We start from the raw sequence: 26320 nt of genomic DNA, 5'->3' as shown, positions 1-26320 counted from the left end.
TGTTGTTGAGGGAGCTTCAGTCCGGCAGGTTGAACGGTGTAACGATCTGCACCTGTGACGGCGCAATCGGCCCGGCTTTCCATAGCCGGTGGTGTTGCAGAATGTGCAAAAACACGCTGCGGGCATCGATTTGCAGGTTGTGGTCGATGATCGCGGCGACTTTTTCTTCCAGCAGCAACTGGCGGTTCTCTTCGTCCAGGTCATGGCCGATAAACACCTCCAGCGGGCGCTCGAGGGCGGCGAAGGCGTCGACAATCGCGCGGTTACCGCCGCCGACGCTGTACACCGCCTTGAGTTCGGGGTGTTGCTTGAGGGCCTGGGTGACGCGCTCAAAGGTGCGGTCGTACACGCCGTAGCCGCCGCTGATATCCAGCACCCGCAGGTGCGCGGCACGCCCACGCAGCCAGGCGCGAAAACCCATCTCGCGCTCTTCTTCGCCACGGAACAGTTCGCTGCCGATCACCACCGCCACGTCCTGGGGCTGCGCCGGCAGCCAGCGCGACATCAGGTAGGCCGCGGTCTGGCCGGCGGTGCGGTTGTCCATGCCCACATAGCCGATGCGCTCGCTGTGCGGCAGGTCAGTGACCAGGGTCACCACGGGGATGCCGGCCGCGATCAGCTGCTTGACGGCCTGATTCACCGCCGGCTCATCCGCCGCCTTGAGCACCACGCCCTGGCTGCCGGTGTCGAGGCAGCGCAGCAGCTGGTCGTGCATGGCCTGGGGTTCGATTTCTTCAAACAGGTGAAAACGCGGTGCGATGCGAAACGGCGCCAGGCTGCCCAATTGCGCGGTGATTGCCGCCTGCACCGCCGCGCTGAAGCGCTGGGGCGTGTGCATGATCACATCGACGTGAAACGTGCGCCCCACCGCCAGGCCGTTTTTTTCCTGGGCCTCCAACTCATCCAGCGCCTGCTCGATGCGCCGAGAGGTCTGTGCATGCACGCTGCCACGCTGGTGCAACACGCGGTCAACCGTGGCTTTGCTCACGCCGGCCTGGGTCGCGAGTTGCTTGATGGAGAAGTGTTTTGCGCGTTCGAGCATGCGATTCGCCTGAGGTGTTTTTGAGGTCTTTTTTGGGCGTTATTGAGGTTTTTCAATGCTAGTCTCAGTTTTGCCCGGTGTCGAGCCAGGCCGACAAAACAACAAAAATTCAGGAGAAGCGCATGCCTCAGACCGATCTCGCCAGCTCATTCAACGGCCAATATTTTGTCGTCACCGGCAGCACCCAGGGTTTGGGCGCTGCCGTGGCGCATACCCTGGCGCAGCGTGGCGCTGCCGGGCTGATCATCTGCGGGCGCCGCCGCGCCGAGGGCGAAGAACAGGTCCGGCAACTGGCACAACTCGATTGCCAGGCATTTTTTGTCGAGGCCGACCTGGAAAACGTCGAGGATTGCCGCGCGATCATCGACGCGGCCCGCACCCACTTCGGCACCCTGCACGGGCTGGTGAACTGCGCCGGCATGTCGGATCGCGGCACCATCCTCGACACCTCGCCCGAGCTGTTTGATCGGCTGTTTGCGGTGAACGTGCGGGCGCCGTTTTTTCTGATGCAGGAAGCACTCAAGCTGATGATCAGTACCGGCGTGGAAGGCGCGGTGGTGAATATCCAGAGTGTCACCGGGCATGGCGGGCAATCGTTTTTGAGCGCCTATGCGGCGTCCAAGGGCGCGCTGGCGATATTGACCAAGAACGTGGCGTTCAGCGCATTGCGTAATCGCATCCGCGTGAATGGCCTGAATATCGGCTGGATGGACACGCCTCACGAGGACCAGATCCAGCGCCAATACCACGGCGCGCAAGACGGTTGGCTGGCCGAGGCCGAGCGCGCGCAGCCGTTCGGGCGGCTGCTCAAGCCCGAAGAAGTGGCGCAAAGCGTGGCGTTTTTGCTCTCGCGTGAAGCCGGGATGATGACCGGCTCGGTGATCGACCTGGAGCAAGGCGTGGTCGGCTGCACCGACAGCGGCAGCCCGCAACCGCACCAGGCGCTGAGCCTGCCGGGAGGTGTGTAATGTCGGCATTCGTGACCGGAGCGGCGGTGCGCCTGGCGGATTTCAGCCGTATTTGCGCCCAACGGACCAGCGCCGAGGACTACCCGCTGTGCGCCGAAGTGGTGAGCAATGTGCCGATCTATCAGGCCGGCACTTTACGCAACAGCGAGCGCCTGCGCGTCATGAATGAGCTGCATCACCTGTTCCGCGACGGGCCTGGAGTCATGGTGGTGCGTCAGGCCTATGAAGACCTGGCGGTGGTCGACCGCCATAGCCAGGTGTTCGAGGCGATCTTTGCCCACGAGGCAGCGCAAGGCGTGGCCGCCGACCATTTTGCCAAAGCCGGCAGCAACGGGCGCATCTGGAATTCATTGCAGAAAGCCGCACTGCAGTCGCCGGAATCGTTTGCCGAGTACTACGCCAACCCACTGCTCGGTTTGATCGCTGAAGCGTGGCTGGGGCCGAGCTTTCAGATGACCGCGCAAGTGAACGTGGTCCATCCCGGCGGGCAGGCGCAACAGCCGCACCGTGACTATCACCTGGGCTTTCAGACCACTGAGGTGGTTGAACGCTTTCCGCTGCCGCTGCATCTGTTGTCGCAATACCTGACGCTGCAAGGCGCGGTGGCCCATTCGGATATGCCGCTGGAAAGCGGGCCGACCCAACTGCTGCCCTTCTCCCAGCAATACCCGCTGGGTTACCTGGCCTGGCGCCGCGCGGAGTTTATCGACTACTTCCAGCAGCACGCCGTGCAATTGCCGCTGAACAAGGGCGACCTGCTGTTCTTCAACCCGGCGCTGTTCCACGCGGCGGGCACCAACCGCACGACCCACCACCGGCGCATGGCCAACCTGCTGCAAATCTCTTCGGCGTTCGGCACGCCCATGGAAGCCCTCGACCGTGACCGCATGATGCTGGCGGTGTACCCGGTGCTGCTGGCCAACCCTGCGTTGAATGCCGAAGCGGTGATCGCCTGTACGGCCGACGGTTATTCCTTCCCCACCAACCTCGACACCGACCCGCCCTTGCACGGGCTCGCCCCGCAAACCGGACAGCAATTAATGCAACACGCCCTCAATGAACGCTGGCCCTATTCGGACTTCGCCGCTGCCGTGGCGCAACTGCGGGCCAAGCGCCAGGCGTGAATCGCACTGCTTTTACAACAACAAAAAGAACGGAGCATAACCATGAAGAAGCAACTTCTCGCAGCACTGCTGACCCTCGCTGTTACCCCCTGGGCCTGGGCGGATATTCGTATCGGCGTGAGCATCGCCCAGGTCGATGATGTGTTCCTGGCGCAAATGCGTGACTACATGGCGGCCCACGCCAAGGAGCTACCCGGCGTGACCTTGCAATTCGAAGACGCCCAGGGCGATGTGGTGCGCCAACTCAACCAGGTGCAGAACTTTACCGCGCAGGGCATGGACGCGATTATCGTCAACGCGGTGGACACGGCGGCCACGCAGAAAATGACCGTTAATGCTCAGCAGGCCAAGATCCCGCTGGTGTACGTCAACCGCCGCCCGGAATTCAAGGACGTGCCGCCGGGCGTGGGTTATGTCGGCTCGGATGAGATCAAGGCCGGGGAAATCCAGATGCGCTACCTGGCAGAGAAAATGGGTGGCAAGGGCAACCTTGCGATCATGCTCGGGCTGCTGTCCAACAACGCCACCCACAACCGCACGCTGGGGGTGAAGACGGTGCTCAAGGATTACCCGGACATCAAGATTGTCGAGGAGCAAAGCGCCGAATGGCAGCGCGGCAAGGCGATTGACCTGATGAGCAACTGGATTGTGTCCGGGCGCAAAATCGATGCCGTGGCGGCGAATGCCGATGAAATGGCGATTGGCGCCGCCATGGCGATCAGCCAGGCGGGCATGCAACCGGGCAAGGATATCCTGGTGGCCGGCAGCGATGGCGGCGCAGCGGGGCTGGACGCGGTGAAGAAGGGCCAATTGCTGGTGACGGTGTATCAGGACAACAAAGGCCAGGCCGTCGGCTCGATTGATCTGGCGGTGAAGATGGTCAAGAAGGAACCTTATGTGGCTGAGCTGACCATTCCTTATCAGCAGATCACCAAAGACAATTACCAGGCGTTTCTGAACCCTTGAGCCATTGCCTATAGCCAGGTTTTTTTGTGGCGAGCGGGCTTGTTGTGGCGAGCGGGCTTGCCCCGCGTTGGGCTGCGAAGCGGCCCTGAAACCCTACGCCGCGTACTGACTGGAGAACGCGGTGGCTCTACCGGGGCCGCTTCGCGCCCCAACGCGGGGCAAGCCCGCTCGCCACAGTAAGCCCGCTCGCCACAGTAAGCTCGCTCAGCCAGGGGAGCACGCAGCCTGCGTAGATAACCAACAGGTCATTCATCGCGCAGCCCATTGACGACGATATAGAGCAACGGCCCCACAGAAACAAACACCGCTGTCAGCAAGAAATACGGCAACACTGAGACCAGCGACCGCCCGCGACCGCGCGCATCCCGATACATCCACACACACGCCAGCACCGCCATCAGGTACAGGTCGATCACCACCTGTGCGGTGTCCGGCCGCGACATCAACTGCCGCCCGAAAGCCAGCAGTGATTGCTCGGCGGTGAGCATCGTCGCCAGCGTGTAGAGTGAAAATCCAACTAACCCGACCAGGGCAATAGAGGGTCTGTGCATGGTCTCGTCCTTGAAGTGAATGAAGCTCACGATAGTGATAAGGTCTTAGCCCTCGCAATGACCTCACAGGTTATGAACCCGCCATGGACACTACTGCCGGCGACCAGCTGCGCCAACTGCGCCGCCATGCCAAGCTCAGCCAGCTGGACCTGGCCCTGATCACCGGGGTTTCGCAACGCCACCTCAGTTACATCGAAACCGGCCGCGCCAAGCCGAGCCCGGGCACGTTGCACAATTTATTGACCGCGCTGGATGTGCCGCTTGAGCAGTGCAATCGCGTGTTCCTCGCCGCCGGTTACGCGCCACGCTACACCGCCACCCCGCTCGTCTCACCGACCATGGGCGCGATTCGCGAAGCCGTCAGCCATGTGTTGCACGCCAACAACCCGGCCCCGGCGATACTGCTGGACAGCCAGTGGCAAGTGCTGGCGGCGAATGCCAGTACCGGCGTTCTGTTTGAACGGGTGGGGCTTGAACCGGATGCGGCAGACGGGCTGAACCTGCTGACCACGCTGTTGCAAACCGGCGGCTTGGGCGACCACCTGATCAACGCCGAAGAGATCCGCACGCTTGCCTGGCAACGCGCCAGCCGTGAGGCGCTGGGCAATCCTGAATTGGCGGTTTTATTAGCGAGTCTGCCGACGCCCACCCACACCGAACCGCCCGAACACATGCCGCCCTTGGTGCTGACGCGCATCCGCTCACCCCAGGGCGAACTGAGCTTTCTGTCGACCTTCACCACGTTCGGCATGCCCCAGGACATCACCCTCACGTCGCTGCGTATCGAGCATCTGATTCCGGCTGACGAGCCGACGTGGCAAGTGATGCGCGCCGCCTACGCGAAGCATGCCGCGCTGGTTTTGTGAAATATCTGTCCGTAGACTGCCGCCATACCTCCCACTTGAAGGCGGCGAAAAAAACGTGATGCAAGTTACCGAAGTCTCCATTGCCCAACTGCGCGCGGCGCTTGAAACCGGCCAGACCACTGCCGTTGAACTGGTAAACGCCTACCTGGCGCGGATTGACGCCTATGACGGCCCGCAGACCGCCACCGCGTTGAACGCCGTGGTGGTGCGTAACCCCGAAGCGCTTAAAGAGGCCGAGGCGTCCGACGCACGCCGGGCCAGGGGCGAAACGTTGGGGCCATTGGACGGCATTCCCTATACCGCCAAGGACAGCTACCTGGTCAAGGGCCTCACGGCCGCATCCGGCAGCCCGGCCTTTGCCAAGCTGGTTGCGCAGCGCGACGCCTTCACCATCGAACGCCTGCGAGCGGGCGGTGCGATCTGCCTGGGCAAGACCAATATGCCGCCAATGGCCAATGGCGGGATGCAGCGGGGTGTGTATGGCCGCGCCGAAAGCCCTTACAACGCCGACTACCTGACTGCACCGTTTGCCTCCGGTTCGTCCAACGGCGCGGGCACCGCCACGGCGGCAAGCTTCGCCGCGTTCGGTGTGGCTGAAGAAACCTGGTCGAGCGGGCGCGGCCCGGCGTCCAACAATGGCTTGTGCGCCTACACGCCGTCCCGTGGCGTGATTTCGGTGCGCGGCAACTGGCCGCTCACGCCGACCATGGACGTGGTGGTGCCCTATGCACGCACGATGGCCGACCTGCTGGAAGTGCTGGATGTGGTGGTCGCCGAAGACCCCGACACCCGTGGCGACCTGTGGCGCCTGCAGCCCTGGGTGCCGATCCCGAGCGTGGCGTCGGTGCGCCCCGCGTCTTACGCCGACCTGGCTGTGGGCCGCGAAGCCCTCGCCGGTAAACGTTTCGGCGTGCCGCGCATGTACATCAATGCCGATCCCGAGGCGGGCACCAGCGAAAAACCCGGCATTGGCGGGCCGACCGGGCAGAAGATCAACACCCGCGCCAGCGTGATCGACCTGTGGGCAGCTGCACGCCAGGCGCTGCAAGCTGCCGGCGCTGAAGTGATCGAGGTGGATTTCCCGCTGGTGTCGAACTGCGAAGGCGATCGCCCTGGCGCGCCAACCGTGTTTACCCGTGGGCTGGTCTCCAAAGAGTTTCTGCACGACGAATTGTGGGAATTGTCGGCCTGGGCTTTTGATGACTTCCTGCGCGCGAACAACGACCCGGCGCTCAACCGTTTGGCGGATGTCGACGGGCCGAAGATTTTCCCGCACGACCCAGGCACCCTGCCCAACCGTGAAGATGACCTGGCCGCCGGCATGGACGAATACGTGCGCATGGCCAAGCGCGGCATCACGCCGTGGAACGAGATCAGCACAGTGCCGGACGGCTTGCGCGGCCTGGAGCAAACCCGGCGCATCGACCTGGAAGACTGGATGGACAGGCTTGGGCTCGATGCCGTGTTGTTCCCGACTGTGGCTGATGTAGGCCCGGCAGATGCCGACGTGAATGAAGCCAGTGCCGACATCGCCTGGAGCAATGGCGTGTGGGTCGCCAACGGCAACCTCGCCATCCGCCACCTCGGCGTGCCCACCGTCACCGTGCCGATGGGCGTGATGGCCGACATCGGCATGCCGGTCGGCCTGACCTTTGCCGGCCGGGCGTACGATGACTCGGCGCTGCTGAGCTTTGCCAGCGCGTATGAAGCCACCGGCAGCAAACGCCTGATCCCACCGCGCACACCGCCGCTGTAAAAATCGTGGGAGGGGGCTTGCTCGCGAAAGCGGCGTGTCAGGTGATCCATCAGGTGACTGATACACCGTCTTCGCGAGCAAGCCCGCTCCCACATTTTTACTGCATTTCAAGTCAAACGATGTAGAGCCACAACTGTTTAAACGCGATCAACCTGTGGGAACTGGCTTGCCTGCGATGGCAGCTTTCCAGTGACAACTATGCTGGCTGACCCGACGCTATCGCAGGCAAGCCAGCTCCCACAGTTTTGGTTGTGTTTCAAGTCAAGCAATGTAAAGCCACAACGGCCTGAACGCGGTCAACCCGGTGGAGCGGGCTTGCTCGCGAAAGCGGCGTGTCAAGTGATGCATCAGGTGACTGATACACCGTCTTCGCGAGCAAGCCCGCTCCCACATTTTGACTGTATTTCAAGTCAAGCCATGTAGAGCCACAACTGCTTAAACGCGATCAACCTGTGGGAGCTGGCTTGCCTGCGATGGCGGCTTTCCAGTGACAACTATGCTGGCTGACCCGACGCTATCGCAGGCAAGCCAGCTCCCACAGTTTTGGTTGTGTTTCAAGTCAAGCCAGGTAGAGCCACAACGGCCTGAACGCGGTCAACCTGTGGGAGCGGGCTTGCTCGCGAAAGCGGCGTGTCAGGTGATGCATCAGGTGACTGACACACCGTCTTCGCGAGCAAGCCCGCTCCCACATTTTGACTGTATTTCAAGTCAAACCATGTAGAGCCACAACGGCCTGAATGCGATCAACCTGTGGGAGCGGGCTTGCCTGCGATGGCGGCTTTCCAGTCACAACTATGCTGGCTGACCCGACGCTATCGCAGGCAAGCCAGCTCCCACAGTTTTGGTTGTGTTTCAAGTCAAGCCAGGTAGAGCCACGACGACCTGAACGCGGTCAACCTGTGGGAGCGGGCTTGCTCGCGAAAGCGGCGTGTCAGGTGATGCATCAGGTGACTGATACACCGTCTTCGCGAGCAAGCCCGCTCCCACATTTTGACTGTATTTCAAGTCAAACCATGTAGAGCCACAACTGCTTAGACGCGATCAACCTGTGGGAGCTGGCTTGCCTGCGATGGCGGCTTTCCAGTGACAACTATGCTGGCTGACCCGACGCTATCGCAGGCAAGCCAGCTCCCACAGTTTTGGTTGTGCTTCAGATCAGGCCATGTAGGGCACGGCGATCAGCAGGATGGCGGTGCCGTGGGCCAGTGCTGCGGGCAGTACGCCGTAACGCATGCGCACCAGCGCACAGGCCAACCCTTCAAGCAGGGTGAACAGCAACACGGGCCAGCCCAGTTGGGTAACGCTTAAGGCCAGGAACCCATGGCAGGCTGCAAAGGCCACGCCGCTGATCAATGCGGCGCGCAGGGGTGAGACCTGTTGTTCCAGGTAGCCCTGCAAAAAACCACGAAACAGCACCTCCTCCAACGCATTGGCGCCATAGGCCAATACCACCATGCCCGGCAGCCACACCCAGTAGCCGTGGAGCTCAGACACCTCGATGCCTTGATAAACCCGCAGCGGCACGCCGATCAAACAGCCGACCACAATACCTGCCGCCATGCCAACCAACGGGTTGCCAAGGGTCCAACGCATCAACCGCCACAACTCCGGTGCCAGGCGTGAGAGCAGTATGATCAGCAGCACCGACAGCCCGCCAAGCACCGCCAGCACGAAGGCATTGCCACTGAACGCGATCTGCACATCGCGGCTCACCGCCCACATGCCCAGCGGCGTCATCACATCGCGCATCAGCACAAACGCCGCCAGCAGAATCAGGATGCGCATCACCACCTGCGCCCTTGGCGTCAACGCGAACCACGCACCAAACAGCAGCAGACCCGGCGCCAAGTGCACGGCGTAGTCGATCAGTACCTCAAGCCCTTGGGTGATCATCGCCGGTTCAATCGTGAGCAACAGCGATCATGTCGATCTCGACGGCCGCCGATTTGGGCAACTGCATCACCCCCACCGACGTACGCGTATGCACACCGGCAGCGCCAAGGATTTCGTGGAACAGGTCCGACGCAGCGTTGGCCACTTCACTCTGCTGATCAAAGTCTTCGGCGCTGCGCACATACACGGTGATACGCGCGAGGGTCTTGACCTGATCCAGCGAACCCAGCGCCTGCTTGAGCAACCCCAGGCAACGCAACGCGCTGATACTGGCGGCGATTTGCGCCTGGGCCAGGGTCAGGCTTTCACCGACCTTGCCCGGCAGCATAAGGGTGTCGCCGACACGCGGAATCTGGCCGCTGATGTACAGGTGGTTGCCATCGCGCACCAACGGCGTGTAGTTGCCGCCGACTTTGAATTCTTCCAGCCGGTAGCCAATGCGCTCCTGCGCAGCCCGGTATTTTTCGTCGCGGGTCATGGGCGTGTGTCCTCGTTGCGGCGTTGCCACTCATCCACCACATCGCCCAGGGTTTTGGGCAAGTCGTTGCGGATCCAGGCCATGAACGGTCGGTCGAACTTGAACGTCGGGCCACAGTGTTCAAGCATGAAACGGCGAACGTTCTGGGTATTTTTATAGTGTGGAGTCACGGGAGTGGCGCGGGTGATGACGTCGCTGTGCCAGTCAAATTCCATGTTGTCTCTCGGGCGGCTTGTTATTTGCGCAGTAGCATAGCGACCGGCTTGTTGGGCTGGAAGCGACAAGGCAGGTCGCCCGCACTTATTTGATGTGTTGGGACGTCGTACAAGAACTCAAGTTCTTTATAACGTCACAAAGCCTAATCCTTTCAAGATATTTCAAAATTTCACTTTCCTTCTTCCTCGGAAATATTGCATGGTTGTACGACGACTTAAGTCGTCATGTTCACCCCCAACAACAATAAGGAAACACCCATGCCAAACGTCAAAGTGCTGATCGGTTTTCTGTGCCTGTTCACCGGCTACGTCGCAGCTGCGCCTGCCCCGGCCGAAAAGGACGTGGCCCAAGCGGTCGACCAACTGACCCAAGCCATGCTGCACCTGGACCTCAAGGCGCTGCACGCCCTGACTTCCGACAAGCTCACCTATGGCCACTCCAGCGGCAAGGTGCAGAACAAAGCGCAATTTATCGCTGACCTGGAAACCCACACCAGCGCGTTCAAAACCCTCGAAATGCAAAACCAGACCATCACTCTGGACGGCGACACCGCGCTGGTACGCAACCACTTTCACGCCCTGGCCGTGAACAGCGGCGTCGAAGTGCCGACCGATATCGACAACTTCCAGGTCTGGCAGAAGCAAAAAGGCAAATGGCTGCTGATCGGGCGTCAGGCTTACAAATACTGACGCCAAGCGGTGCGGCTCACCACCGCACCGCTTCCCGGACCTTCAGCAGCGCCTCGCCCAGCGCGGCCATGCTCACCGAACCCAGTGCCAGGCGCAGCGCGTGCGGCACTGTGGCCGAGACGGCAAACGGCTCGGCGGTGGACACGGAAATCTCCTCGCGCTGCAAGGCCATGGCCACCTGATCGGCCCGTGCCTCGTCCCCCAGCGGCAACCATAAAAAATACGAAGACGGATGGCTGATGTAAGGCACGCCTTTGAGCACCTGCGCAGCCAAGGCTTGGCGTGCCCGTGCATCCTGACGCTTTTGTGCTTCGAGTTTCGCGACGGTGCCGTCCTCGATCCAGCCCACCGCAATCGCGCTCATCACACCGGGCACGTTCCAGGTGGTGGCCATGATCGTGCGCTCCAGCTTTTTTACCCAGGCTGGCGGCGCGGCGATAAACCCGATGCGCAAACCCGTGGCGACACTTTTGGAAAGCCCGCCCACATACACCGTGCACTCAGGCGCCAACGTGGCCAGCGGCGGTGGCGCGTCTTCAGCCAGAAACGCGTAGGCCGCATCTTCAATTAGCATCAGATGGTGCTCACGCGCGATGGCGATCAGTTGCTCGCGTTGCGCAAGGCTCATCACCCACCCCAACGGGTTATGCAGGGTTGGAATGCTGTACACCGCACGCACCGGGCGCTTGCGGCACAGCGCGTGCAGGAACGCCAGATCCGGGCCGCTGGCGGTCACCGGAATGGCGACGATTTCCAGGTGCAGGGTTTCGGCCAGCACCTTGAAGCCTGAATAAGTCAGCGCATCCACGGCAATCACATCCCCAGGCTTGAGCAACGCCATCATCGTCACCGCCAGGCCGTGCTGGGCGCCGCTGACCATCAGCACCTGCTCCGCCTCAACCGCCAGGCCTCGGTTCAATAGATGCCGTGCCACGGCAGCGCGCTCGTGCAAACGGCCGGCATGGGGCTGATAACGCAGCAACGCTTCCAGGTCGCCCGACAGCGCCAATTGGCGCAGAGCGGTGCGCAGCAGGTCTGCCTGACCGGGCAGCGAGGGGTAATTGAAATTCAGGTCGAGCATGCCGGTGGCCACATTCATCTGCCCACTGCCCTGCCCCGGCGGCAACGCGATTTCCCGCACAAAGGTGCCGCGCCCGGTTTCGCCGCTGACCAGTCCCATGGCCTCAAGCTCGGTGTACACCCGGCTCGCGGTGACCAACGCCAAGCCATGCTCGGCGGCCAATTGCCGATGAGTGGGCAGACGTGTACCGGGCGCCAGTGCGCCGCTGCGGATGTCTTCGGCAAAGGTGTCGACCAGCGACTTGTAGCGGGCGCGCGGCATAGGCGATGTATCCATGACAATTTTTTGATTGTCTTAATCCTGGTCCCTAGGATGGCCTTTACGCAACCACCTATTTCGAGCCCTCACCATGGAACGCACCTCAAGCCTCACCGCAGCAGACGCCAGCACCCAAGGCTGGATCAACGGGTTTATCGGCGTGGTGATCTTCAGCGGTTCACTGCCAGCCACGCGCCTGGCGGTGATGGAGTTCAACCCGGTGTTTCTGACCATGATCCGCGCCGCCATTGCCGCCGTGCTCGGCGTGCTGTTGTTGTGGTTATTCAGGGAAAAACGCCCTGCACGCCACCAATGGGGGCCGCTGGTGATCGTCGCCCTGGGTGTGGTGATCGGTTTTCCACTGCTCACGGCACTCGCGCTGCAATACGTGACGTCTGCGCACTCCATCGTCTTCATCGGCTTGCTGCCGCTGGCCACCGCCGTGTTTGGTGTACTGCGTGGCGGCGAGCGCCCGCGCCCGGTGTTCTGGCTGTTTTCGATCCTCGGCAGTCTGCTGGTGATGGGCTACGCCGTTGCCCAAGGCTTGAGCGCCGCGCCGGCCGGTGACGTGCTGATGTTGTTGGCCGTGCTGGTGTGCGGCCTGGGATACGCCGAAGGCGCCAAGCTGTCGCGCAGTCTGGGCGGTTGGCAGGTGATCTGCTGGGCGCTGGTGGTGGCGCTGCCGGTGGTGGCGCCGTTGAGCGTGATGCTGGCGCCGGCAACCCTCGCGGGCATCAGCCTGCCGGCGTGGCTGAGCCTGGGCTACGTGTCGCTGTTCAGCATGCTGATCGGCTTTGTGTTCTGGTATCGCGGCCTGGCCCAGGGTGGTATCGCTGCGGTCGGCCAGTTGCAGTTGCTGCAACCGTTCTTCGGCCTGGCGCTGGCGGCGGGCCTGTTGCGTGAGCAGGTCAGCCTGGGCATGCTGCTGGTGACGGTTGCGGTGATCGGCTGTGTGGCCGGGGCCAAGCAGTTCGCCCGCTAGCGTTGCGGCGCGACCATCTTGAATTTGATGTTGATGTCATTTGACACCACGCTGTTGCCCGCCCATTCACCTTCACCAATCTTGAAGTCGCCGCGCTTGAGGATGAACGCGCCGTCAAACACGCCGATGCCGCTTTGCTCCTTGAGCACCACATCAATATCCACCGGCCGCGTAATGCCCTTGATCGTCAGGTTGCCGCTGATTTTGTAGCGGTTGTCACCCAGCGCCGTGGCGCCGTTGGACTCATACACGCCCACGGGATAGGTCGCGGTGTCGAACCACGCCGGTTGCTGCAACTGGGTATTGGCGTCCTGGCTGCCGGCGTCGATGCTGGCGAGCTGGATCTTGAGCAACGCATGGGCCGCCTCGGGCTTTTGCGTATCAAAGGTCAGGGTGCCTTCAAAGTCGCTGAAGGTGCCATACACCCGCTGCCCGAATTGCTGGAAGGTAAAACTGATCTGGCTGGCGGTGCGGTTGACATCTTTGTATTCCACGGCCTGCGCGCTGCCGAGAAACACACCAAGGAGCACCGCCAGGCTTACACACAGGGGCATTCGACGCTTCATGCAACACTCCGCAAGACAAATGAACAGATGTGCTGAGCTAACACGCCATGCCATGGTTTTATTCCCTTTCGCAGCGTGCCCTGCTAAACAGAGTAGTCGCCAAAAGAAACAATAAGGACTTTGCATGCACACCCCTTCCCTGCAGGACATCACCGCGCCCGAAGGCATTTGCTACGGTTGTGGCGGCAGCAACCCCCATGGCCTGCACATCAAAAGCCGTTGGGATGCCGATGGTATCCACGTGATCACCGAGCACCTGCCCGAAGCCCACTACAGCGGCTGGCCGGACCTGGTCTACGGCGGCCTGATCGCCATGCTGGTCGACTGCCACTCCAACTGGACGGCCATGGCCTACCACTACCGCAACGAACAGCGCGAGCCCGGCAGCCTGCCGCGTATCGACTGCGTGACCGGTAACCTGGGGATCAAATTCATCAAACCCACGCCCATGGGCGTCACGCTGACCCTGCGTGCGCGGGTTGAAGGCGACGTGGGGCGCAAAAGCCGCGTGGTCTGCGAGGTGTACGCCGGTGACGTGCTCACCGCCCTCGGCGACTCGGTGTTCGTGCGCGTCGATACCCGGCAACTGTCGGATTCCGCCCATGGCCGCGAACGTTGATCCTGGTCTACAGTGATGACCACCGCTAATCGAGGACTGCTCCGATGACTCGTCTCACCGCGAAAGACTTTGCCCCCGAACTGCTGGAACTCTACGACGGCTACGCCCACGGCAAGCTCAACCGCCGCGAATTTCTCGACCGCGCCGCGCTGTTCACCTTCGGCGGCCTCACTGCCTCGGCCCTGTTGGCGGCCCTGAGCCCCAACTACGCGCTGGCCGAACAGGTCAAATTCACCGACCCGGACATCGTCGCCGACTACATCACCTACCCCTCGCCCAAAGGCAACGGCACCGTGCGCGGCTACCTCGTACGCCCGGCCAAGGCCAGCGGCAAACTGCCCGCCGTGGTGGTGGTACACGAAAACCGAGGTTTGAACCCCTACATCGAAGACGTCGCCCGACGCCTGGCCAAAGCCGGCTTCATCGCCCTGGCACCCGACGGCCTAACCTCTGTGGGCGGCTACCCCGGCAACGATGAAAAAGGCGTGGAACTGCAACAAAAAGTTGACCCCACCAAACTCATGAACGACTTCTTCGCCGCCATCGAATGGCTGATGCACCACGACAGCACCACCGGCAAAGTCGGCATCACCGGCTTCTGCTATGGCGGCGGCGTGACCAATGCGGCGGCGGTGGCGTACCCGGAACTCGGCGCGGCGGTGTCGTTCTACGGCAGGCAGCCGGATGCGAAGGACGTGCCACGCATCAAGGCGCCGATCATGCTGCACTATGGCGAGCTGGACACGCGAATCAACGAGGGCTGGCCGGCGTATGAACAGGCGTTGAAGGCCGCAGGCACGACCTATGAGGCGTTTATTTATAAGGGCGCCAATCATGGTTTTCATAATGATTCGACGCCACGGTATGACGAGGCAGCGGCAAATCTGGCGTGGGAAAGAACCCTCGGCTGGTTCCACAAATACCTGGCCTGACCACGATCCGAACTGTGGGAGCTAACTTCTTGTGGCGAGCGGGCTTGCCCCGCGCTGGGGCGCGAAGCGGCCCTGAAACCTCACGACACGATACATCTGGAAAACCGCGTTGAGTCTCCTGGGGCTGCTGCGCAGCCCAACGCGGGGCAAGCCCGCTCGCCACAACACCCCGCCTCTCAGCGTTGATCGGTGTTGCCTGATCGATATGCAGTGTAAAAAGCCAGCAATCCATATCCCTTAACCTTGCAGGAAGCTTCCTAAGCAGCCCTTCGGCCTTGCGCCTGCTCATGCCACTGGCTAGCCTGTGCGCTGTCGCTGCCTATCAGCGAACAGGTGTGGAAACCTGAAACAAGTAGGCCCCTTATCAGGAGCTTATGCATGAGCAATACAACGCGCTTCACCCCCAGCCGCGAAATACTTGAACGCGCCCTGAGCCACTACCTGCAACCCGCCTCACCGCAGTCCTTTACGGTGCATCACGACCTCAGCTTCGAAGACGCCCTCGCCCAACTCTGCGACCTGCTGCGCTGCGCAGCCGCCACCGCGGCCGACACCACCCAAGGCCTGACGGGCGATCAACGCCACATGGCCGGTGCCACCGAACACCTGATCGACATGGCCCAAACCCTGGCCGACCGTGTACTGGAGTGCCTGCAACCCAAAACCTGCTGACACACCACAAACCAACTGTGGGAGCTGGCTTGCCTGCGAAGGCGGTGTGTCAGTGGCGAGTTAATTGGCTGACACACCGTTATCAAATAAAAAAGAATAGAAAAATAGGCGGTGCACCACTTGTAATGCTGAGCTATAGCCGAATCTTCTTAACGCCATAAACAGCCCCACCGTTAATGCGCATCTTCTAGTGTTCCAACGCATACCGCCGACAATGGTTGAGATACCCCTGCTCATGGCTGCCCACCAACTGCACCACACTGGTCCATAACCACGACGGCGCATCCAGTTGTCTGGAGCGGTTTTCCTGCAACACTGCCATCCACTCCTTGCGCGTATCGCGGTCCATCTGCCGCGCATGGGCGATGCCGACCACGCGGGCCAGGTAACCGGCGGCGTGCATGGCATCGATCTCGCTCAATTCGTCCAGTTCCAGTTTCATGTCCTGGGGCAACAGTTCACGGATGAAGAAACCGTGATCGAGAAAACGCGTGGCCAGCATGCGCTCGCCCAGGCCCGGTGACAGCTGGCGGGCGCCTTCCACCACGCGTCGGCCATTGTCGCGCGGCATTTTCGCGCGTGCCGCCCGGGGCGCGGCGGCGCCGACGGCTTCCTTGATGTCGATCAGGCAATATTCCTGGTCGTCCTTGTCGCCCACGCCCAGCAAGGCCGCATAACGCAGCAAGCCGAGGGAACTGCAGCCCTTGACCCAATAGGCCGAGTCGAGCAATTGCACCTTGGCGTCTTTGGGGCGACCTTTTAGCGAAGTCACTAACTGCTGGATTTCATCCGAGGCGCAGACGTTCTCCAGCGCGCTCTTTTCCGCCCGCGACAATGACCAGAAGTGCTTGCCCAGCGCAATGGTTGGCCGCGCACTTTCAATGCGTTCACGCGCCAGGTTTTTCCAGGTGCGCTCCACCGCGCTGCGCATGCCGGCCTTGACCTGGGAGGGACGCGGCGGCGCTTCATCGGGCTTGTCTTTGAAGGCTTGCTCGTAACCCACCATCATTTCTTCCAGCATGCGCGCGGTGGTCACGCCCGGCAGGTCCGAGCCGCGTGCGGCGGTGGCCAATGACAGCGCCAGGCGCACCAGGTCATGGGCCGGGTTGCCGATCACGGTTTGGTCGAGGTCGCGGATATGCATGTCGATACGGCCTTTGGTATCACCCGTCGGGCCGAGGTTGCCCGCGTGGCAATCGCCGCAGATCCAGATCGCCGGGCCATGGGGCAAGCGGCGACCGGGCTGGCTGTGCAACCACTCGTAAAACTGCACCGTGCTGCCGCGCACATAAGCATGGGCCGAGCGCGCCATCTTGAGGTTGCGCAGTTGGATAAGGTGGGGCATGCGGGCAGACGGGCGCGGAATTTTCATGGAAGCACTCGGTACGGGGTACGGTAGAGGCTGGCCCGCCACAAATGTTTCAATTTGTTTCAAGAATAAAACTTCAGGCTTGGGCGGTGTGCGCTTTCAACCAGCCTTTGAACGCGGCCATGGCTGAGGTTTCGGCCCGCGACTGCAAGCGCGTCAGCCAATAACTGCCGGTGCTGATGCCCACGGAGAACGGTTGGCGAATCACATCACTCTCCAGTTGCCGCGAGAACATCATCGCCGGTGCCAAGGCCACGCCGATGCCCTGCTGCGCGGCCTCCATCATCGCCAGGGACGAGTCGAATACGATGCTGCGCGGCACCGGCGTGTCGGCCGGCAGCCCGGCGGCCTGGAACCACAGGTTCCATTCATCGGCGCGGTAAGAGCGCAATAGTGTGTGCTTGAGCACGTCGTCCGGCGTGTGCAATTGCTCGGCAATCTGCGGCACGCACAGCACGGTCAACGGCGCTTCGAGCAGTTGGCAGGCCTCGGTGCCATGCCAGGCACCGGCGCCGAAGCGGATCGCGTAGTCGAGGCCTTCGGCGGCGACGTCGACGCGATTGTTGTGGGTCGACAGGCGCAGGTCGATAAACGGGTAGCGGCTTTGAAAGTCCGGCAAGCGCGGCAGCAACCAGCCCACGGCGAAGGTGCCCACCGCTCCGACTGTGAGCACTTCACGGTAATGGCCTCCTTCGAACTGGCCTAAAGTCAGCGCAATACGGTCGAACGATTCGCGTACGACCGGCAGCAGGGTTTCGCCTTCGCGGGTCAGCATCAGGCCGCGTGGCAGGCGCTTGAACAAGGTGACATTCAGGTGCGCCTCCAGGCTTTTGACCTGGTGACTGACCGCGGCCTGGGTCACACACAGCTCGATGGCGGCGCGGGTGAAGCTCAAATGCCGGGCGGAAGCCTCGAATGCCCGCAACGCATTCAACGGTAAATGGGAGCGCAGCATGCTTGACCCTAAATTAACTAATGGCTGATGCGAGATATCATCGTTTGCCCGCCGAACTAAATCCACCTAGATTTGCCCCGCCTGCGCAGGCCTTGATCGTCAGCACATCCTTTACATGGAAGCGAACCCGCATGAATCACAGCCTACAAAAAATTCTGTTCAGCGCCCTTTTAGTTAGTTCCGGCAGCTGCATGGCCGCCACTGACCTGCGCACGGTAGTCGATGCCGGCGTAAAACCGCTGATGCAACAGCAAGGGATTCCCGGCCTGTCGATCGCCGTGGTCAACCAAGGCAAGGTCCAATACTTTAACTACGGTGTAGCCTCCAAGGAAACCCAACAAGCGGTGAACCAAGACACCCTGTTTGAAATCGGATCGATCAGCAAAACCTTCACCGCCACCCTCGGCGGCTACGCCCAGGCCACCGGCAAACTCAAGCTCTCGGACACCGCCAGCCAGCACCTGCCCGCCCTGGCCGGCGGCGTGTTCGACCACATCAGCCTGCTGCAACTGGTGACCTACACCGCCGGTGGCTTGCCACTGCAGTTTCCGCAGTCGGCAGACACTGCCCAGGCCATGCTCGGCTACTTCCAGCACTGGAAACCGACTTACGCGCCGGGCGAACGACGCCTGTATTCGAACCCCAGCATTGGCATGTTCGGCTACCTGGCGGCGCAAAGCCTGGGGCAGCCGTTCAACGTGGCCATGGAGCAAACCCTGCTGCCCAAGCTGGGCTTGAGCAATACCCATGTGCGCGTTCCCACGGGTAAATCCGAGCACTATGCCCAAGGCTACGACAAGGACCAGAAGCCGGTCCGTGTCACCCCCGGCGCACTCGACAGCGAAGCCTACGGCATCAAAACCAGCACCCAGGACCTCGCCCGTTACGTGATCGCCAACCTGCACCCCGAGACCCTGGAAAAACCGCTGCAACAAGCGATCGCGACCACTCACGCGGGTTACTACACCGTCAATGGCATGACCCAGGGCCTGGGCTGGGAGCGTTACCCGTACCCGATCAAGCTGCAGGCCTTGCTGGATGGCAACTCCACCGAGATGGCGATGCAGCCGCACAAGGTCAATTGGCTGACCCCGGCACAGCCACAACCGGCCAACGTGCTGTACAACAAAACCGGCTCTACTGGCGGTTTTGGTGGGTATGTGGCGTATGTGCCGAGCAAGGACATGGGGGTGGTGATTCTGGCTAACCGCAATTACCCGAATGCCGAACGGGTGAAGCTGGCTTATGCGATCTTGAGCGCGATGGATAACTGAGACCTGACAAAAACCAAAGGTGGGAGCTGGCTTGCCTGCGATAGCGGTATATCAGTCACCGATTGGCTGACTGAACAACCGCTATCGCAGCATAGGTATCGAGACAACTGCCGGTTAAAACAATGCCTGTGGCACATCGCTTGTTGTGGCGAGCAGGCTTGCCCTGCGTTGGGCCGCGCAGCGGCCCCCAGCAAGGGCACTGAAGTTCTTTCCGAAAGAACTCAGCGCCTGGTTTTGGGGCTGCTGCGCAGCCCAACGCAGGGCAAGCCTGCTCGCCACAGGGGAACGGGGTGCCTTCGAACGTTGTGTAGATACTTATGGCTATCGCAGGCATGCCAGCTCCCACATTTTCAGACCGTATTACATGCCCAGCCAGTGCGGCAGCGCCAGCGAGATAAACGGCAAGTACGTGACCATGATCAAGAACACCAGCAGGATCATCAGCCACGGCAACGCCGCCCGAATCGTCTGCCCGAGGGTCAAGCCGGTCACCGCCGAGGTCACAAACAGGTTCAACCCTACCGGCGGGTGCACCAGGCCGATTTCCATGTTGACCACCATCACAATCCCCAGGTGAATCGGGTCAATCCCCAGCTTCATGGCAATCGGGAAGAAGATCGGCGCCAGGATCAGCACAATCGCGGAAGGCTCCATAAAGCTGCCGGCCACCAGCAACACCACGTTGACCATAATCAAAAAGCCGATCGGCGTGAGGCCTTCGGAGATCACCCAGGCAGTGATTTCCTGCGGGATCTGCTCGGTGGTCAGCACATGGGCAAAGAGCATGGCGTTGGCGATGATAAACATCAGCATGATCGCCAGGCGCCCGGATTCCAGCAGCACCTTGGGGCAATCGCGCAGCTTCATGTCCTTGTACACAAACAGCGCGACAAACGCCGAATACACCGCCGCCACGGCTGCCGCTTCGGTCGGCGTGAACATGCCGCTGTAGATGCCGCCGAGGATGATCACCAGCAACAACAAGCCCCAGAACGCGCGGCGTGCACAGGTCAGCCACTCGCGGAAGGTCGCGCGTGGCTGCGCCGGCAGCTTCTTGATGCGCGCGACGATGTAGATCGCGACCATCAGCATCAGGCCCAGCAGCAAGCCTGGAATCACACCGGCCATGAACAGCTTGCCCACCGAGGTTTCGGTAGCGGCCGAGTACACCACCATCACAATCGACGGCGGGATCAGGATGCCCAAGGTACCGGCGTTGCAGATGATCCCCGCACCGAACTCCTTCGGGTAACCCGAACGCACCATGCCCGCCACGGCAATCGAGCCCACTGCCGCCACCGTCGCCGGCGATGACCCGGACAGCGCCGCAAACAGCATGCACGCCAGCACGGCCGCAATCGCCAGGCCGCCTCGAATATGGCCGACACAGGCGTTGGCAAAGTCGATCAGCCGTTGCGCCACGCCGCCGGTGGTCATGAACGCACCGGACAGCAGGAAGAATGGAATCGCCAGGAAGGTGTAGGCGTCGGAGGTTTCGAACAGCTTGATCGCCAGCGAACTCACCGAGTCCTGGCTGAACATCAGGATCGACACCGCGCCGGACAGCCCCAGGGAAATCGCGATCGGCACGCCGAGGAACATGAACACGAACAACAGCAAAAACAGACAGAGCACGGCCATCAGTGACGCTCCTCATGGCTGCCGGCCAACTTGCTGGCCTCTCCGGCCTCGTCGGCCAGCCCCAACCCGACCTGACGGTGGGTAAAGATGCGATAGAAAATTTCCAGATAACGGATAAACACCAGGGCAAAACCGATGGGCACGATGATCACGATATCGCCCACGTCCACACCGTATTGGTCGAGGTCTTCGGCGCCGATATGCGCGGTCATCACGGCACTCACCCACTTGTAGCTGGCGACCATGAACAGCCCGGCATAGGCCAGGCAGCACAGGCAGGCGAGCATGCCCAGCAGGCGTTGCACCGGGCGTTTGGTCAGCTTGACCAGCGCGTCCACGCCGAGGTGGCCGGCGGTGCGCACGCCGTAAGAGATGCCGAAAAAAATCAGCCAGCCGAACATGGCCTTGGTCAGCGCCACGCTCCAGGTCATGTCCTGGGCCCAGGTCATGGTGTGGTCGCCCAGGGCGTTGAAGAAGTTGCTGCTCCACACCCACTTGTCCGCCAGGGAAAAGAACAGGGTGTAGATGTTGTTGAGCATGACGTAGACGAATGTCACCAGGGTCATGGCGGCCAGCAGGAAGGCGATAAACCCTTCCTCCAGGTGCTCCCAGACGCGCCTTAGCGTTTGCATGGCAAAACCTCGCGAAGCAGAGATAGGTAGGTGCAAGGCTCAGGGTCGAAACCGGGTTCAAATGTGGGAGCGGGCTTGCTCGCGAATACGGTGTGTCAGTTACCGAATGCATCAACTGAAAGACTGCATTCGCGAGCAAGCCCGCTCCCACATTGGATCTCGGTACAACCCGCAATTACTGGTTGGAGGCGTCCGCCGCCTTGATCAGGTCGGCGCCGATCTCACCCTCGAACTTCTGCCACACCGGGCGCATGGCTTCGCGCCACAGCTGGCGTTGCTCCGGGGTCAGTTCAATGATTTCGCTGGTCTTGGCGTCGATGATCTTCTGCCTGGCCGACTGGTTTAGCGCTTCGGCCTGCTTGTTCACCTCCACGGTGACTTCAACCATGATCTGCTCCAGGGGGGTGCGCACATCCGGCGGCAGGCCGTTCCAGAACTTGGCGTTGGTGATCACCATGTAGTCGATCAGGCCATGGTTGGACTCGGTGAAGTACTTCTGCACCTCGTTGACCTTCTGGCTTTCATAATTCGACCAGGTGTTCTCGGTGCCATTTACGGTGCCGGTCTGCAGGCCTTGGTACACCTCGGCAAAGCTCATCTTGCGCGGGTTGGCGCGGATCGCCTTGAACTGCTCTTCGAGTACGCTGGAAGCCTGCACGCGAAACTTCAGGCCACGGGCGTCCTTGGGTTCATGCAGGGCTTTGTTGGCGGAAAGTTGCTTGAGGCCGTTGTGCCAATAGGCCAGGCCGAGGATGTTCTTGTCCTGCATCGAGGTCAGCAATGCCTTGCCCTGAGCGGCCTGGAAACGGTCGACGGCGGCCAGGTCATTGAACAGGAACGGCAGGTCGTAGATCTGTACTTGCTTGGTGTATTGCTCGAACTTGGCCAGGGACGGCGCCAGCATCTGCACGTCGCCGAGCAACAGCGCCTCCATCTCTTTGCCATCGCCGAACAGCGAGGAGTTGGGGTACACCTCGACCTTGACCCGGCCCGGCAAGCGCTCTTCAGCAAGCTTTTTGAACAACAACGCGCCCTGGCCCTTGGGGGTGTTTTCGGCGACCACGTGGGCGAACTTGATCACAATCGGGTCGGCCGCCTGGGCCAGGCCCGCGGCAAATAAAGTGGCGGCGCACAGCAGCGCCCGAGAAAGCTTGAGCATGGGGAATCACCTTCTTATTGTTGTGTTACAGGGCAAGGTGCCTGATGTGACGCGTGTAGTGAATTTCGAATTTTAGATACCTGCGTTCGGCCAGGCCGAACGCCATACTTCAGAACAATGCAGATCGAGTGTGGGAGCTGGCTTGCCTGCGATGGCGGTGTGTCAGGCAGTCGATTCATGGGCGGGTCCATCGCTATCGCAGGCAAGCCAGCTCCCACATTTTGCTCTCGGTTGTGTCAGTTAGAGTTGGGCAGCGAGAAGCCTTTGTGCGCGCAGCAACACTGGCGCATCCACCATCTGCCCATCCATCTGATAAGCCCCGGCCCCATGGGCACCCGCCTCTACTACGCGCTTGGCCCAGGCCAGGTCTTCGGCGCTGGGCGCCAGTGCCGCATGAATCACCGCCACCTGCTTGGGATGGATGCACAGCGCCCCGGCAAAGCCCATTTCATACGCATGCCGGATCGAACGGCGCAAACCCTCAGGGTCGTCGATGGCCGGGTGCACGCCATCCAGTGGCGCCACCAAACCGGCAGCGCGCGAATGCACGATCAACGCCAGGCGTGCCTGGTCGAGCGCGAACTGCGCGGCGGCAGAGCCGCTGCTCAGGTTCAGGTCCAAGGCCAAATCCAGACCACCAAATGACAGGCGCTCAACCTGCGGCGCATGGGCAATCTCAGCCACCGCCAGCAAGCCCTTGGCGCTTTCGATAATCGGCCAGATCACCTTGCCGGCAGCCGCCACCACGGCAACCTGGGCCGCGCTCTCCACCTTCGGCAGCAGCACACCCGCCACATTGGCGTGAGCTTTACAGAACGCCACATCCTCAAAATGCTCGGCATGCTCCGGCGCATTGATGCGCACCCACACCTGAGCCTGTGGATGCGCGTGCAAAAACACCCCGAGGTTATCCCGCGCCTGGCGCTTGAGGGGTTCTTCTACCGCGTCTTCAAAATCCACAATCACCGCATCGGCGCCACTGGCCAGGGCTTTGGAAAACCGCTCCGGGCGGCTGCCGGGCACAAACAGGGCCGAACGAACTAAAGGCTTTGGCATCAGGTGAATTCCTTATTAAATAACGCCGCGTGCGCGCAGGCCGTCGATGGTGTGCGCCGAAAACCCAAGCTGATCGAGAATGCCCTGGCTGTGCTGGCCCAAGGCGGGAACAGCGTCCATGCGCGGGGTAAACGCGGCGTTGCGCGCCGGCGGCAACAGCGACGGCAGCGGCCCGGCAGGGCTTGCGACTTCACGCCAGCTGTCACGCGCCTTGAGCTGCGGGTGGTCCCACACGCCTTGCATGTCGTTGACCCTGGCACTGGCGATCTGCGCGTCTTCCAGGCGTTGGATCACGGCTTGCGCGTCCAACTGCGCAAAGCTGTCAACGATGATCTGGCGCAGCGCCTCACGGTTGGCCGAGCGCTTGAAGTTGGCCGAGAAACGCTCATCGGTGGCCAACTCAGGGGTGAGCAGCACCTTGTCGCAGAATGCCGCCCATTCGCGTTCGTTCTGCAAGCCGAGCATCACCGTGCCGCCGTCGCCGGTGGGAAACGGCCCATACGGGTAGATCGTCGAATGCGCCGCCCCGGCCCGTGGTGGTTGGGGCGCGCCGTCGAAGGCGTAATACATCGGGTAGCCCATCCACTCCACCAGGCTTTCGAGCATGCTTACGTCGATGCGGCTGCCCTGCCCCGTCTTGCCGCGCAGCAGCAAGGCCGAGAGGATGCCGCTGTAGGCGTACATGCTGGCGGAAATATCGGCGATCGAGCAACCGGCCTTGGCCATCTGGTCTTCACCCGGGCCACCGGTCACCGATAAAAAGCCGCCCTCGCTCTGGATCAGCAGGTCATAGGCTTTCTTGTTCTCGTAAGGCCCGCCTTCGCCATAACCGGAAATATCGCAGACGATCAGCCGTGGAAAACGCTCATGCAGCGCCTCAAACGACAGGCCCATGCGCGCCGCCGCGCCGGGCGCGAGGTTCTGCACCAGCACGTCGGCATCCGCCAGCAGGCGTTGGAGGATGTCGTCGGCCTCGTCCTGCTTGAGGTCCAGGGTCAGGCTTTCCTTGGAGCGGTTGGTCCACACAAAGTGCGAGGCCAGGCCGCGCACGCGCTCGTCATAGCCACGGGCAAAGTCACCGGCACCGGGGCGTTCGATCTTGATCACACGGGCGCCGAGGTCCGCCAGCTGGCGGGTGCAGAATGGCGCAGCAATCGCGTGTTCCAGGCTGACGACGGTGATGCCGTCCAGCGGTCGTTGGTTAGTCATAACGCTTCCTCAAAGCCAGTGGGCCATGGACGCTGCATCGCGCAGGTTCCAGACCTTTTCGATCAGTGCATTGGCCTGCGCCGGTGCGCGCGCGCCGCTGAATTGGGTAAGGCGCTGGAACTTATCCGCCAGCTCCACCCGGCTCAGGGTGTTGCCGGGGTCGCCCTTGGGTTCGTCAATGGCACCCTGCAGCGTGCGGCCATCGAGCGTGGTGACGGTGACGCGGCCCAGCCAGCGCTGCGGGTAGGCGCCATCGACTTCTGCATCGAGGGCCATGCTGACCTTGTCGCGAAACGCCGAGACGGCGGGGTCGGTCAGCGCGTGTTGGTGGAACTCGGTGAGCCCGGCTTTTCCGTGCACGGCGATCAGGCCAAGCACGGTGCCCATGGAGAATTTGGCCTGATGCACAGTCGCAGGCGTGGTCACGCGGCCGAGCACGTCGATGGCACCTTGATGGACACGTGTTTCGACCGTGGCGATATCTGCAGCGCACAGCCCTTCGCGCTGCATCAGATCCAACAACGCATCGGCGGCCGGATGAGTGTGACGGCACGAGGCGTGGAACTTGAACGAGGTTTCCAGCAGCGCCCAGCGGCTGCCGAGCTCGGCCGATAACTTGCGCGGCTCAGCGTCGCTGGACATGCCCGCCGCCAGGCCCTGGTCGCCTTCCAGAATATTGCGTGCGCCGGTGAGACCGTCCGCCGTCAAATACGCCGCGAGCAAGCCATCCGCCGAGGCCTTGGCCGTGTGCAGTTGCTTGGAGTCGGCGGCATCGCGCAAAAACTCCCACAACCCGGCGGCCTGGGTGCCGGCGCTGCCGAGCAGGTTGATGAACTGCTCCTGGCTAAAATCCATTAGCTTGCCCACGGCAACCGCCGCCGCCAGGGTGCCGACGGTGGCCGTGGTGTGGAAGATGCGGTAATGGGAACGGCCCATGAATTCACCGATGCGGATACCGGCTTCATAGCCCGCCACCGAGGCCAGCAGTAATTGGCGGCCGGATTTGCCAAGGTCCTGGGCGGCAGCCAGCGCGGCCGGAAACACCACGGTCGCCGGGTGCAGCACCGAGCTGTTGTGCAGGTCATCCTGCTCCACCAGGTGCGAGGATGCGGCGTTCACCAGCGCGGCAAAATATGCACTGGTGCTGCCGCCATTGACGATCACTTGGGCGGGGCCGCTGTTGGGGCCCATCTTTTGCGCATAACGTTCGAACAAGGGAATCGGGTGCGCGCCCTTGCTGGCCAGCGCCGAAGCCAACCAGTCCAGGTACAGGTCTTCGGTGCGTGCCAGGACCTTTTCCGGCAATTGTTCGTAGTTCAGGTCCGCAAGGAACCGACACAAGGCGTGGGTATGGCTCATGGTCAGG

Annotated in this window: 26 protein-coding genes; 11 read left to right on the top strand and 15 right to left on the bottom strand. The window is 61.7% G+C overall.

The annotated features are described in order from the left end of the window. Window positions 1-16: 16 nt before the first annotated feature. Window positions 17-1042 (bottom strand): LacI family DNA-binding transcriptional regulator, encoded by a 1026-nt coding sequence (locus tag QF043_RS11930; protein ID WP_307418620.1) that lies wholly within the window; start codon window positions 1040-1042, stop codon window positions 17-19. Window positions 1043-1164: 122 nt separating this feature from the next. Between QF043_RS11930 and QF043_RS11925 the strand changes: the two genes are divergently transcribed. The 3 genes from QF043_RS11925 to QF043_RS11915 are packed head-to-tail and all read left to right on the top strand — an operon-like array spanning window position 1165 to window position 4100. After that, window positions 1165-2010: an SDR family oxidoreductase gene (locus tag QF043_RS11925; protein ID WP_307418619.1), complete on the top strand. Its 846-nt coding sequence runs from the start codon at window positions 1165-1167 to the stop codon at window positions 2008-2010. Beyond that, on the top strand, window positions 2010-3134 hold the full coding sequence (locus QF043_RS11920; protein ID WP_307418618.1) for a phytanoyl-CoA dioxygenase family protein: 1125 nt from the start codon (window positions 2010-2012) through the stop codon (window positions 3132-3134). The genes QF043_RS11925 and QF043_RS11920 overlap by 1 nt, the downstream gene beginning before the upstream one ends. Window positions 3135-3176: 42 nt before the next feature. Beyond that, window positions 3177-4100, top strand: coding sequence for a sugar ABC transporter substrate-binding protein (locus tag QF043_RS11915; protein ID WP_056860194.1), 924 nt, complete (start codon window positions 3177-3179; stop codon window positions 4098-4100). 245 nt (window positions 4101-4345) lie between these two features. Here QF043_RS11915 and QF043_RS11910 read toward each other — a convergent pair whose 3' ends face one another. Beyond that, on the bottom strand, window positions 4346-4651 hold the full coding sequence (locus tag QF043_RS11910) for a DUF2834 domain-containing protein (protein WP_307418617.1): 306 nt from the start codon (window positions 4649-4651) through the stop codon (window positions 4346-4348). 83 nt (window positions 4652-4734) lie between these two features. On the opposite strand from QF043_RS11910, the gene QF043_RS11905 reads away from it, so the two are divergent. Together QF043_RS11905 and QF043_RS11900 are read left to right on the top strand one after the other, a co-directional pair. After that, window positions 4735-5517: a helix-turn-helix domain-containing protein gene (locus QF043_RS11905; protein WP_307418616.1), complete on the top strand. Its 783-nt coding sequence runs from the start codon at window positions 4735-4737 to the stop codon at window positions 5515-5517. Between the two features lie 55 nt (window positions 5518-5572). After that, window positions 5573-7273 (top strand): amidase, encoded by a 1701-nt coding sequence (locus QF043_RS11900; RefSeq protein WP_307418615.1) that lies wholly within the window; start codon window positions 5573-5575, stop codon window positions 7271-7273. Window positions 7274-8428: 1155 nt separating this feature from the next. Here the strand turns inward: QF043_RS11900 and QF043_RS11895 are convergent. From QF043_RS11895 to QF043_RS11885, 3 genes are read right to left on the bottom strand one after another with little or no spacing between them, the layout of a single operon-like run. Then, entirely contained in the window at window positions 8429-9166 is a 738-nt protein-coding gene (locus tag QF043_RS11895) for a CPBP family intramembrane glutamic endopeptidase (protein WP_307421366.1), read from the bottom strand. 7 nt (window positions 9167-9173) lie between these two features. Further along, entirely contained in the window at window positions 9174-9644 is a 471-nt protein-coding gene (locus QF043_RS11890) for a RidA family protein (protein WP_307418614.1), read from the bottom strand. Further along, on the bottom strand, window positions 9641-9859 hold the full coding sequence (locus QF043_RS11885) for a DUF6434 domain-containing protein (RefSeq protein WP_305453713.1): 219 nt from the start codon (window positions 9857-9859) through the stop codon (window positions 9641-9643). The genes QF043_RS11890 and QF043_RS11885 overlap by 4 nt, the downstream gene beginning before the upstream one ends. Before the next feature lie 258 nt (window positions 9860-10117). On the opposite strand from QF043_RS11885, the gene QF043_RS11880 reads away from it, so the two are divergent. Next, window positions 10118-10549: a nuclear transport factor 2 family protein gene (locus tag QF043_RS11880; protein WP_017138971.1), complete on the top strand. Its 432-nt coding sequence runs from the start codon at window positions 10118-10120 to the stop codon at window positions 10547-10549. 16 nt (window positions 10550-10565) lie between these two features. Here the strand turns inward: QF043_RS11880 and QF043_RS11875 are convergent, their stop codons facing one another. Next, window positions 10566-11891: a PLP-dependent aminotransferase family protein gene (locus QF043_RS11875; protein ID WP_307418613.1), complete on the bottom strand. Its 1326-nt coding sequence runs from the start codon at window positions 11889-11891 to the stop codon at window positions 10566-10568. An 88-nt stretch (window positions 11892-11979) separates the two neighbouring features. Here QF043_RS11875 and QF043_RS11870 point away from each other — a divergent pair, with 88 nt between their 5' ends. Further along, the gene (locus tag QF043_RS11870; RefSeq protein ID WP_307418612.1) at window positions 11980-12870 is read left to right on the top strand and encodes a DMT family transporter; all 891 of its coding nucleotides are present in this window, start codon (window positions 11980-11982) and stop codon (window positions 12868-12870) included. Here the strand turns inward: QF043_RS11870 and QF043_RS11865 are convergent. Then, window positions 12867-13436, bottom strand: a complete 570-nt coding sequence (locus QF043_RS11865) for a YceI family protein (RefSeq protein WP_099488961.1) — start codon at window positions 13434-13436, stop codon at window positions 12867-12869. The two genes, QF043_RS11870 and QF043_RS11865, sit on opposite strands and share 4 nt — an antisense overlap. 124 nt (window positions 13437-13560) lie before the next feature. Here QF043_RS11865 and QF043_RS11860 point away from each other — a divergent pair, with 124 nt between their 5' ends. The 3 genes from QF043_RS11860 to QF043_RS11850 all read left to right on the top strand — a co-directional run bounded on the left by QF043_RS11860 (window position 13561) and on the right by QF043_RS11850 (window position 15659). After that, window positions 13561-14055, top strand: a complete 495-nt coding sequence (locus QF043_RS11860) for a PaaI family thioesterase (protein WP_305453719.1) — start codon at window positions 13561-13563, stop codon at window positions 14053-14055. A gap of 44 nt (window positions 14056-14099) precedes the next feature. Continuing rightward, window positions 14100-14987, top strand: a complete 888-nt coding sequence (gene yghX / locus QF043_RS11855) for a YghX family hydrolase (protein ID WP_307418611.1) — start codon at window positions 14100-14102, stop codon at window positions 14985-14987. Between the two features lie 378 nt (window positions 14988-15365). Beyond that, entirely contained in the window at window positions 15366-15659 is a 294-nt protein-coding gene (locus tag QF043_RS11850; RefSeq protein WP_307418610.1) for a DUF6124 family protein, read from the top strand. Window positions 15660-15846: 187 nt separating this feature from the next. On the opposite strand, the gene QF043_RS11845 is transcribed toward QF043_RS11850, so the two are convergent. Both QF043_RS11845 and QF043_RS11840 read right to left on the bottom strand, forming a co-directional pair. Next, a complete protein-coding gene (locus QF043_RS11845) occupies window positions 15847-17031 on the bottom strand; it encodes a DUF2252 family protein (protein WP_307418609.1) in 1185 nt (394 codons plus the stop codon). Window positions 17032-17104: 73 nt separating this feature from the next. Continuing rightward, the gene (locus QF043_RS11840; protein ID WP_307418608.1) at window positions 17105-17983 is read right to left on the bottom strand and encodes a LysR family transcriptional regulator; all 879 of its coding nucleotides are present in this window, start codon (window positions 17981-17983) and stop codon (window positions 17105-17107) included. A 131-nt stretch (window positions 17984-18114) separates the two neighbouring features. On the opposite strand from QF043_RS11840, the gene ampC reads away from it, so the two are divergent. Then, window positions 18115-19257, top strand: a complete 1143-nt coding sequence (gene ampC / locus QF043_RS11835) for a class C beta-lactamase (protein WP_307418607.1) — start codon at window positions 18115-18117, stop codon at window positions 19255-19257. 360 nt (window positions 19258-19617) lie between these two features. Here ampC and dctM read toward each other — a convergent pair whose 3' ends face one another. The 6 genes from dctM to QF043_RS11805 all read right to left on the bottom strand — a co-directional run bounded on the left by dctM (window position 19618) and on the right by QF043_RS11805 (window position 26313). After that, window positions 19618-20898 carry a C4-dicarboxylate TRAP transporter large permease protein DctM gene (dctM, locus tag QF043_RS11830; protein ID WP_017137472.1) on the bottom strand — a complete coding sequence of 427 codons (1281 nt, stop codon included), beginning with the start codon at window positions 20896-20898 and terminating at the stop codon, window positions 19618-19620. Continuing rightward, window positions 20898-21530 (bottom strand): TRAP transporter small permease, encoded by a 633-nt coding sequence (locus tag QF043_RS11825; RefSeq protein WP_305453740.1) that lies wholly within the window; start codon window positions 21528-21530, stop codon window positions 20898-20900. Before QF043_RS11825 ends, dctM begins: the two co-directional genes overlap by 1 nt. Window positions 21531-21705: 175 nt before the next feature. Beyond that, complete coding sequence (locus QF043_RS11820; RefSeq protein WP_307418606.1) at window positions 21706-22689, bottom strand: TRAP transporter substrate-binding protein; 984 nt, start codon at window positions 22687-22689, stop codon at window positions 21706-21708. Between the two features lie 240 nt (window positions 22690-22929). Continuing rightward, window positions 22930-23745: a CoA ester lyase gene (locus QF043_RS11815; protein ID WP_307418605.1), complete on the bottom strand. Its 816-nt coding sequence runs from the start codon at window positions 23743-23745 to the stop codon at window positions 22930-22932. Window positions 23746-23760: 15 nt separating this feature from the next. Beyond that, on the bottom strand, window positions 23761-24954 hold the full coding sequence (locus tag QF043_RS11810; RefSeq protein ID WP_307418604.1) for a CaiB/BaiF CoA-transferase family protein: 1194 nt from the start codon (window positions 24952-24954) through the stop codon (window positions 23761-23763). 9 nt (window positions 24955-24963) lie between these two features. After that, window positions 24964-26313, bottom strand: a complete 1350-nt coding sequence (locus tag QF043_RS11805) for an MmgE/PrpD family protein (protein ID WP_307418603.1) — start codon at window positions 26311-26313, stop codon at window positions 24964-24966. Window positions 26314-26320: the final 7 nt, after the last annotated feature.

The sequence above is a fragment of the Pseudomonas sp. W3I7 genome (assembly GCF_030816095.1).
GTDB classification, from domain to species: Bacteria; Pseudomonadota; Gammaproteobacteria; order Pseudomonadales; family Pseudomonadaceae; genus Aquipseudomonas; species Aquipseudomonas salomonii.
Note: the sequence above shows the minus strand (reverse complement) of the source record. Positions and strands in the feature narration are given on the sequence as shown.

Bases quoted from the DNA above. Each gene is read 5' to 3' on its own strand.
- QF043_RS11930 (WP_307418620.1), bottom strand. From the start codon at position 1,042: ATGCTCGAACGCGCAAAACACTTCTCCATCAAGCAACTCGCGACCCAG.
- QF043_RS11925 (WP_307418619.1), top strand. From the start codon at position 1,165: ATGCCTCAGACCGATCTCGCCAGCTCATTCAACGGCCAATATTTTGTC.
- QF043_RS11920 (WP_307418618.1), top strand. From the start codon at position 2,010: ATGTCGGCATTCGTGACCGGAGCGGCGGTGCGCCTGGCGGATTTCAGC.
- QF043_RS11915 (WP_056860194.1), top strand. From the start codon at position 3,177: ATGAAGAAGCAACTTCTCGCAGCACTGCTGACCCTCGCTGTTACCCCC.
- QF043_RS11910 (WP_307418617.1), bottom strand. From the start codon at position 4,651: ATGCACAGACCCTCTATTGCCCTGGTCGGGTTAGTTGGATTTTCACTC.
- QF043_RS11905 (WP_307418616.1), top strand. From the start codon at position 4,735: ATGGACACTACTGCCGGCGACCAGCTGCGCCAACTGCGCCGCCATGCC.
- QF043_RS11895 (WP_307421366.1), bottom strand. From the start codon at position 9,166: ATGATCACCCAAGGGCTTGAGGTACTGATCGACTACGCCGTGCACTTG.
- QF043_RS11890 (WP_307418614.1), bottom strand. From the start codon at position 9,644: ATGACCCGCGACGAAAAATACCGGGCTGCGCAGGAGCGCATTGGCTAC.
- QF043_RS11885 (WP_305453713.1), bottom strand. From the start codon at position 9,859: ATGGAATTTGACTGGCACAGCGACGTCATCACCCGCGCCACTCCCGTG.
- QF043_RS11880 (WP_017138971.1), top strand. From the start codon at position 10,118: ATGCCAAACGTCAAAGTGCTGATCGGTTTTCTGTGCCTGTTCACCGGC.
- QF043_RS11875 (WP_307418613.1), bottom strand. From the start codon at position 11,891: ATGCCGCGCGCCCGCTACAAGTCGCTGGTCGACACCTTTGCCGAAGAC.
- QF043_RS11870 (WP_307418612.1), top strand. From the start codon at position 11,980: ATGGAACGCACCTCAAGCCTCACCGCAGCAGACGCCAGCACCCAAGGC.
- QF043_RS11865 (WP_099488961.1), bottom strand. From the start codon at position 13,436: ATGAAGCGTCGAATGCCCCTGTGTGTAAGCCTGGCGGTGCTCCTTGGT.
- QF043_RS11860 (WP_305453719.1), top strand. From the start codon at position 13,561: ATGCACACCCCTTCCCTGCAGGACATCACCGCGCCCGAAGGCATTTGC.
- yghX (WP_307418611.1), top strand. From the start codon at position 14,100: ATGACTCGTCTCACCGCGAAAGACTTTGCCCCCGAACTGCTGGAACTC.
- QF043_RS11850 (WP_307418610.1), top strand. From the start codon at position 15,366: ATGAGCAATACAACGCGCTTCACCCCCAGCCGCGAAATACTTGAACGC.
- QF043_RS11845 (WP_307418609.1), bottom strand. From the start codon at position 17,031: ATGAAAATTCCGCGCCCGTCTGCCCGCATGCCCCACCTTATCCAACTG.
- QF043_RS11840 (WP_307418608.1), bottom strand. From the start codon at position 17,983: ATGCTGCGCTCCCATTTACCGTTGAATGCGTTGCGGGCATTCGAGGCT.
- ampC (WP_307418607.1), top strand. From the start codon at position 18,115: ATGAATCACAGCCTACAAAAAATTCTGTTCAGCGCCCTTTTAGTTAGT.
- dctM (WP_017137472.1), bottom strand. From the start codon at position 20,898: ATGGCCGTGCTCTGTCTGTTTTTGCTGTTGTTCGTGTTCATGTTCCTC.
- QF043_RS11825 (WP_305453740.1), bottom strand. From the start codon at position 21,530: ATGCAAACGCTAAGGCGCGTCTGGGAGCACCTGGAGGAAGGGTTTATC.
- QF043_RS11820 (WP_307418606.1), bottom strand. From the start codon at position 22,689: ATGCTCAAGCTTTCTCGGGCGCTGCTGTGCGCCGCCACTTTATTTGCC.
- QF043_RS11815 (WP_307418605.1), bottom strand. From the start codon at position 23,745: ATGCCAAAGCCTTTAGTTCGTTCGGCCCTGTTTGTGCCCGGCAGCCGC.
- QF043_RS11810 (WP_307418604.1), bottom strand. From the start codon at position 24,954: ATGACTAACCAACGACCGCTGGACGGCATCACCGTCGTCAGCCTGGAA.
- QF043_RS11805 (WP_307418603.1), bottom strand. From the start codon at position 26,313: ATGAGCCATACCCACGCCTTGTGTCGGTTCCTTGCGGACCTGAACTAC.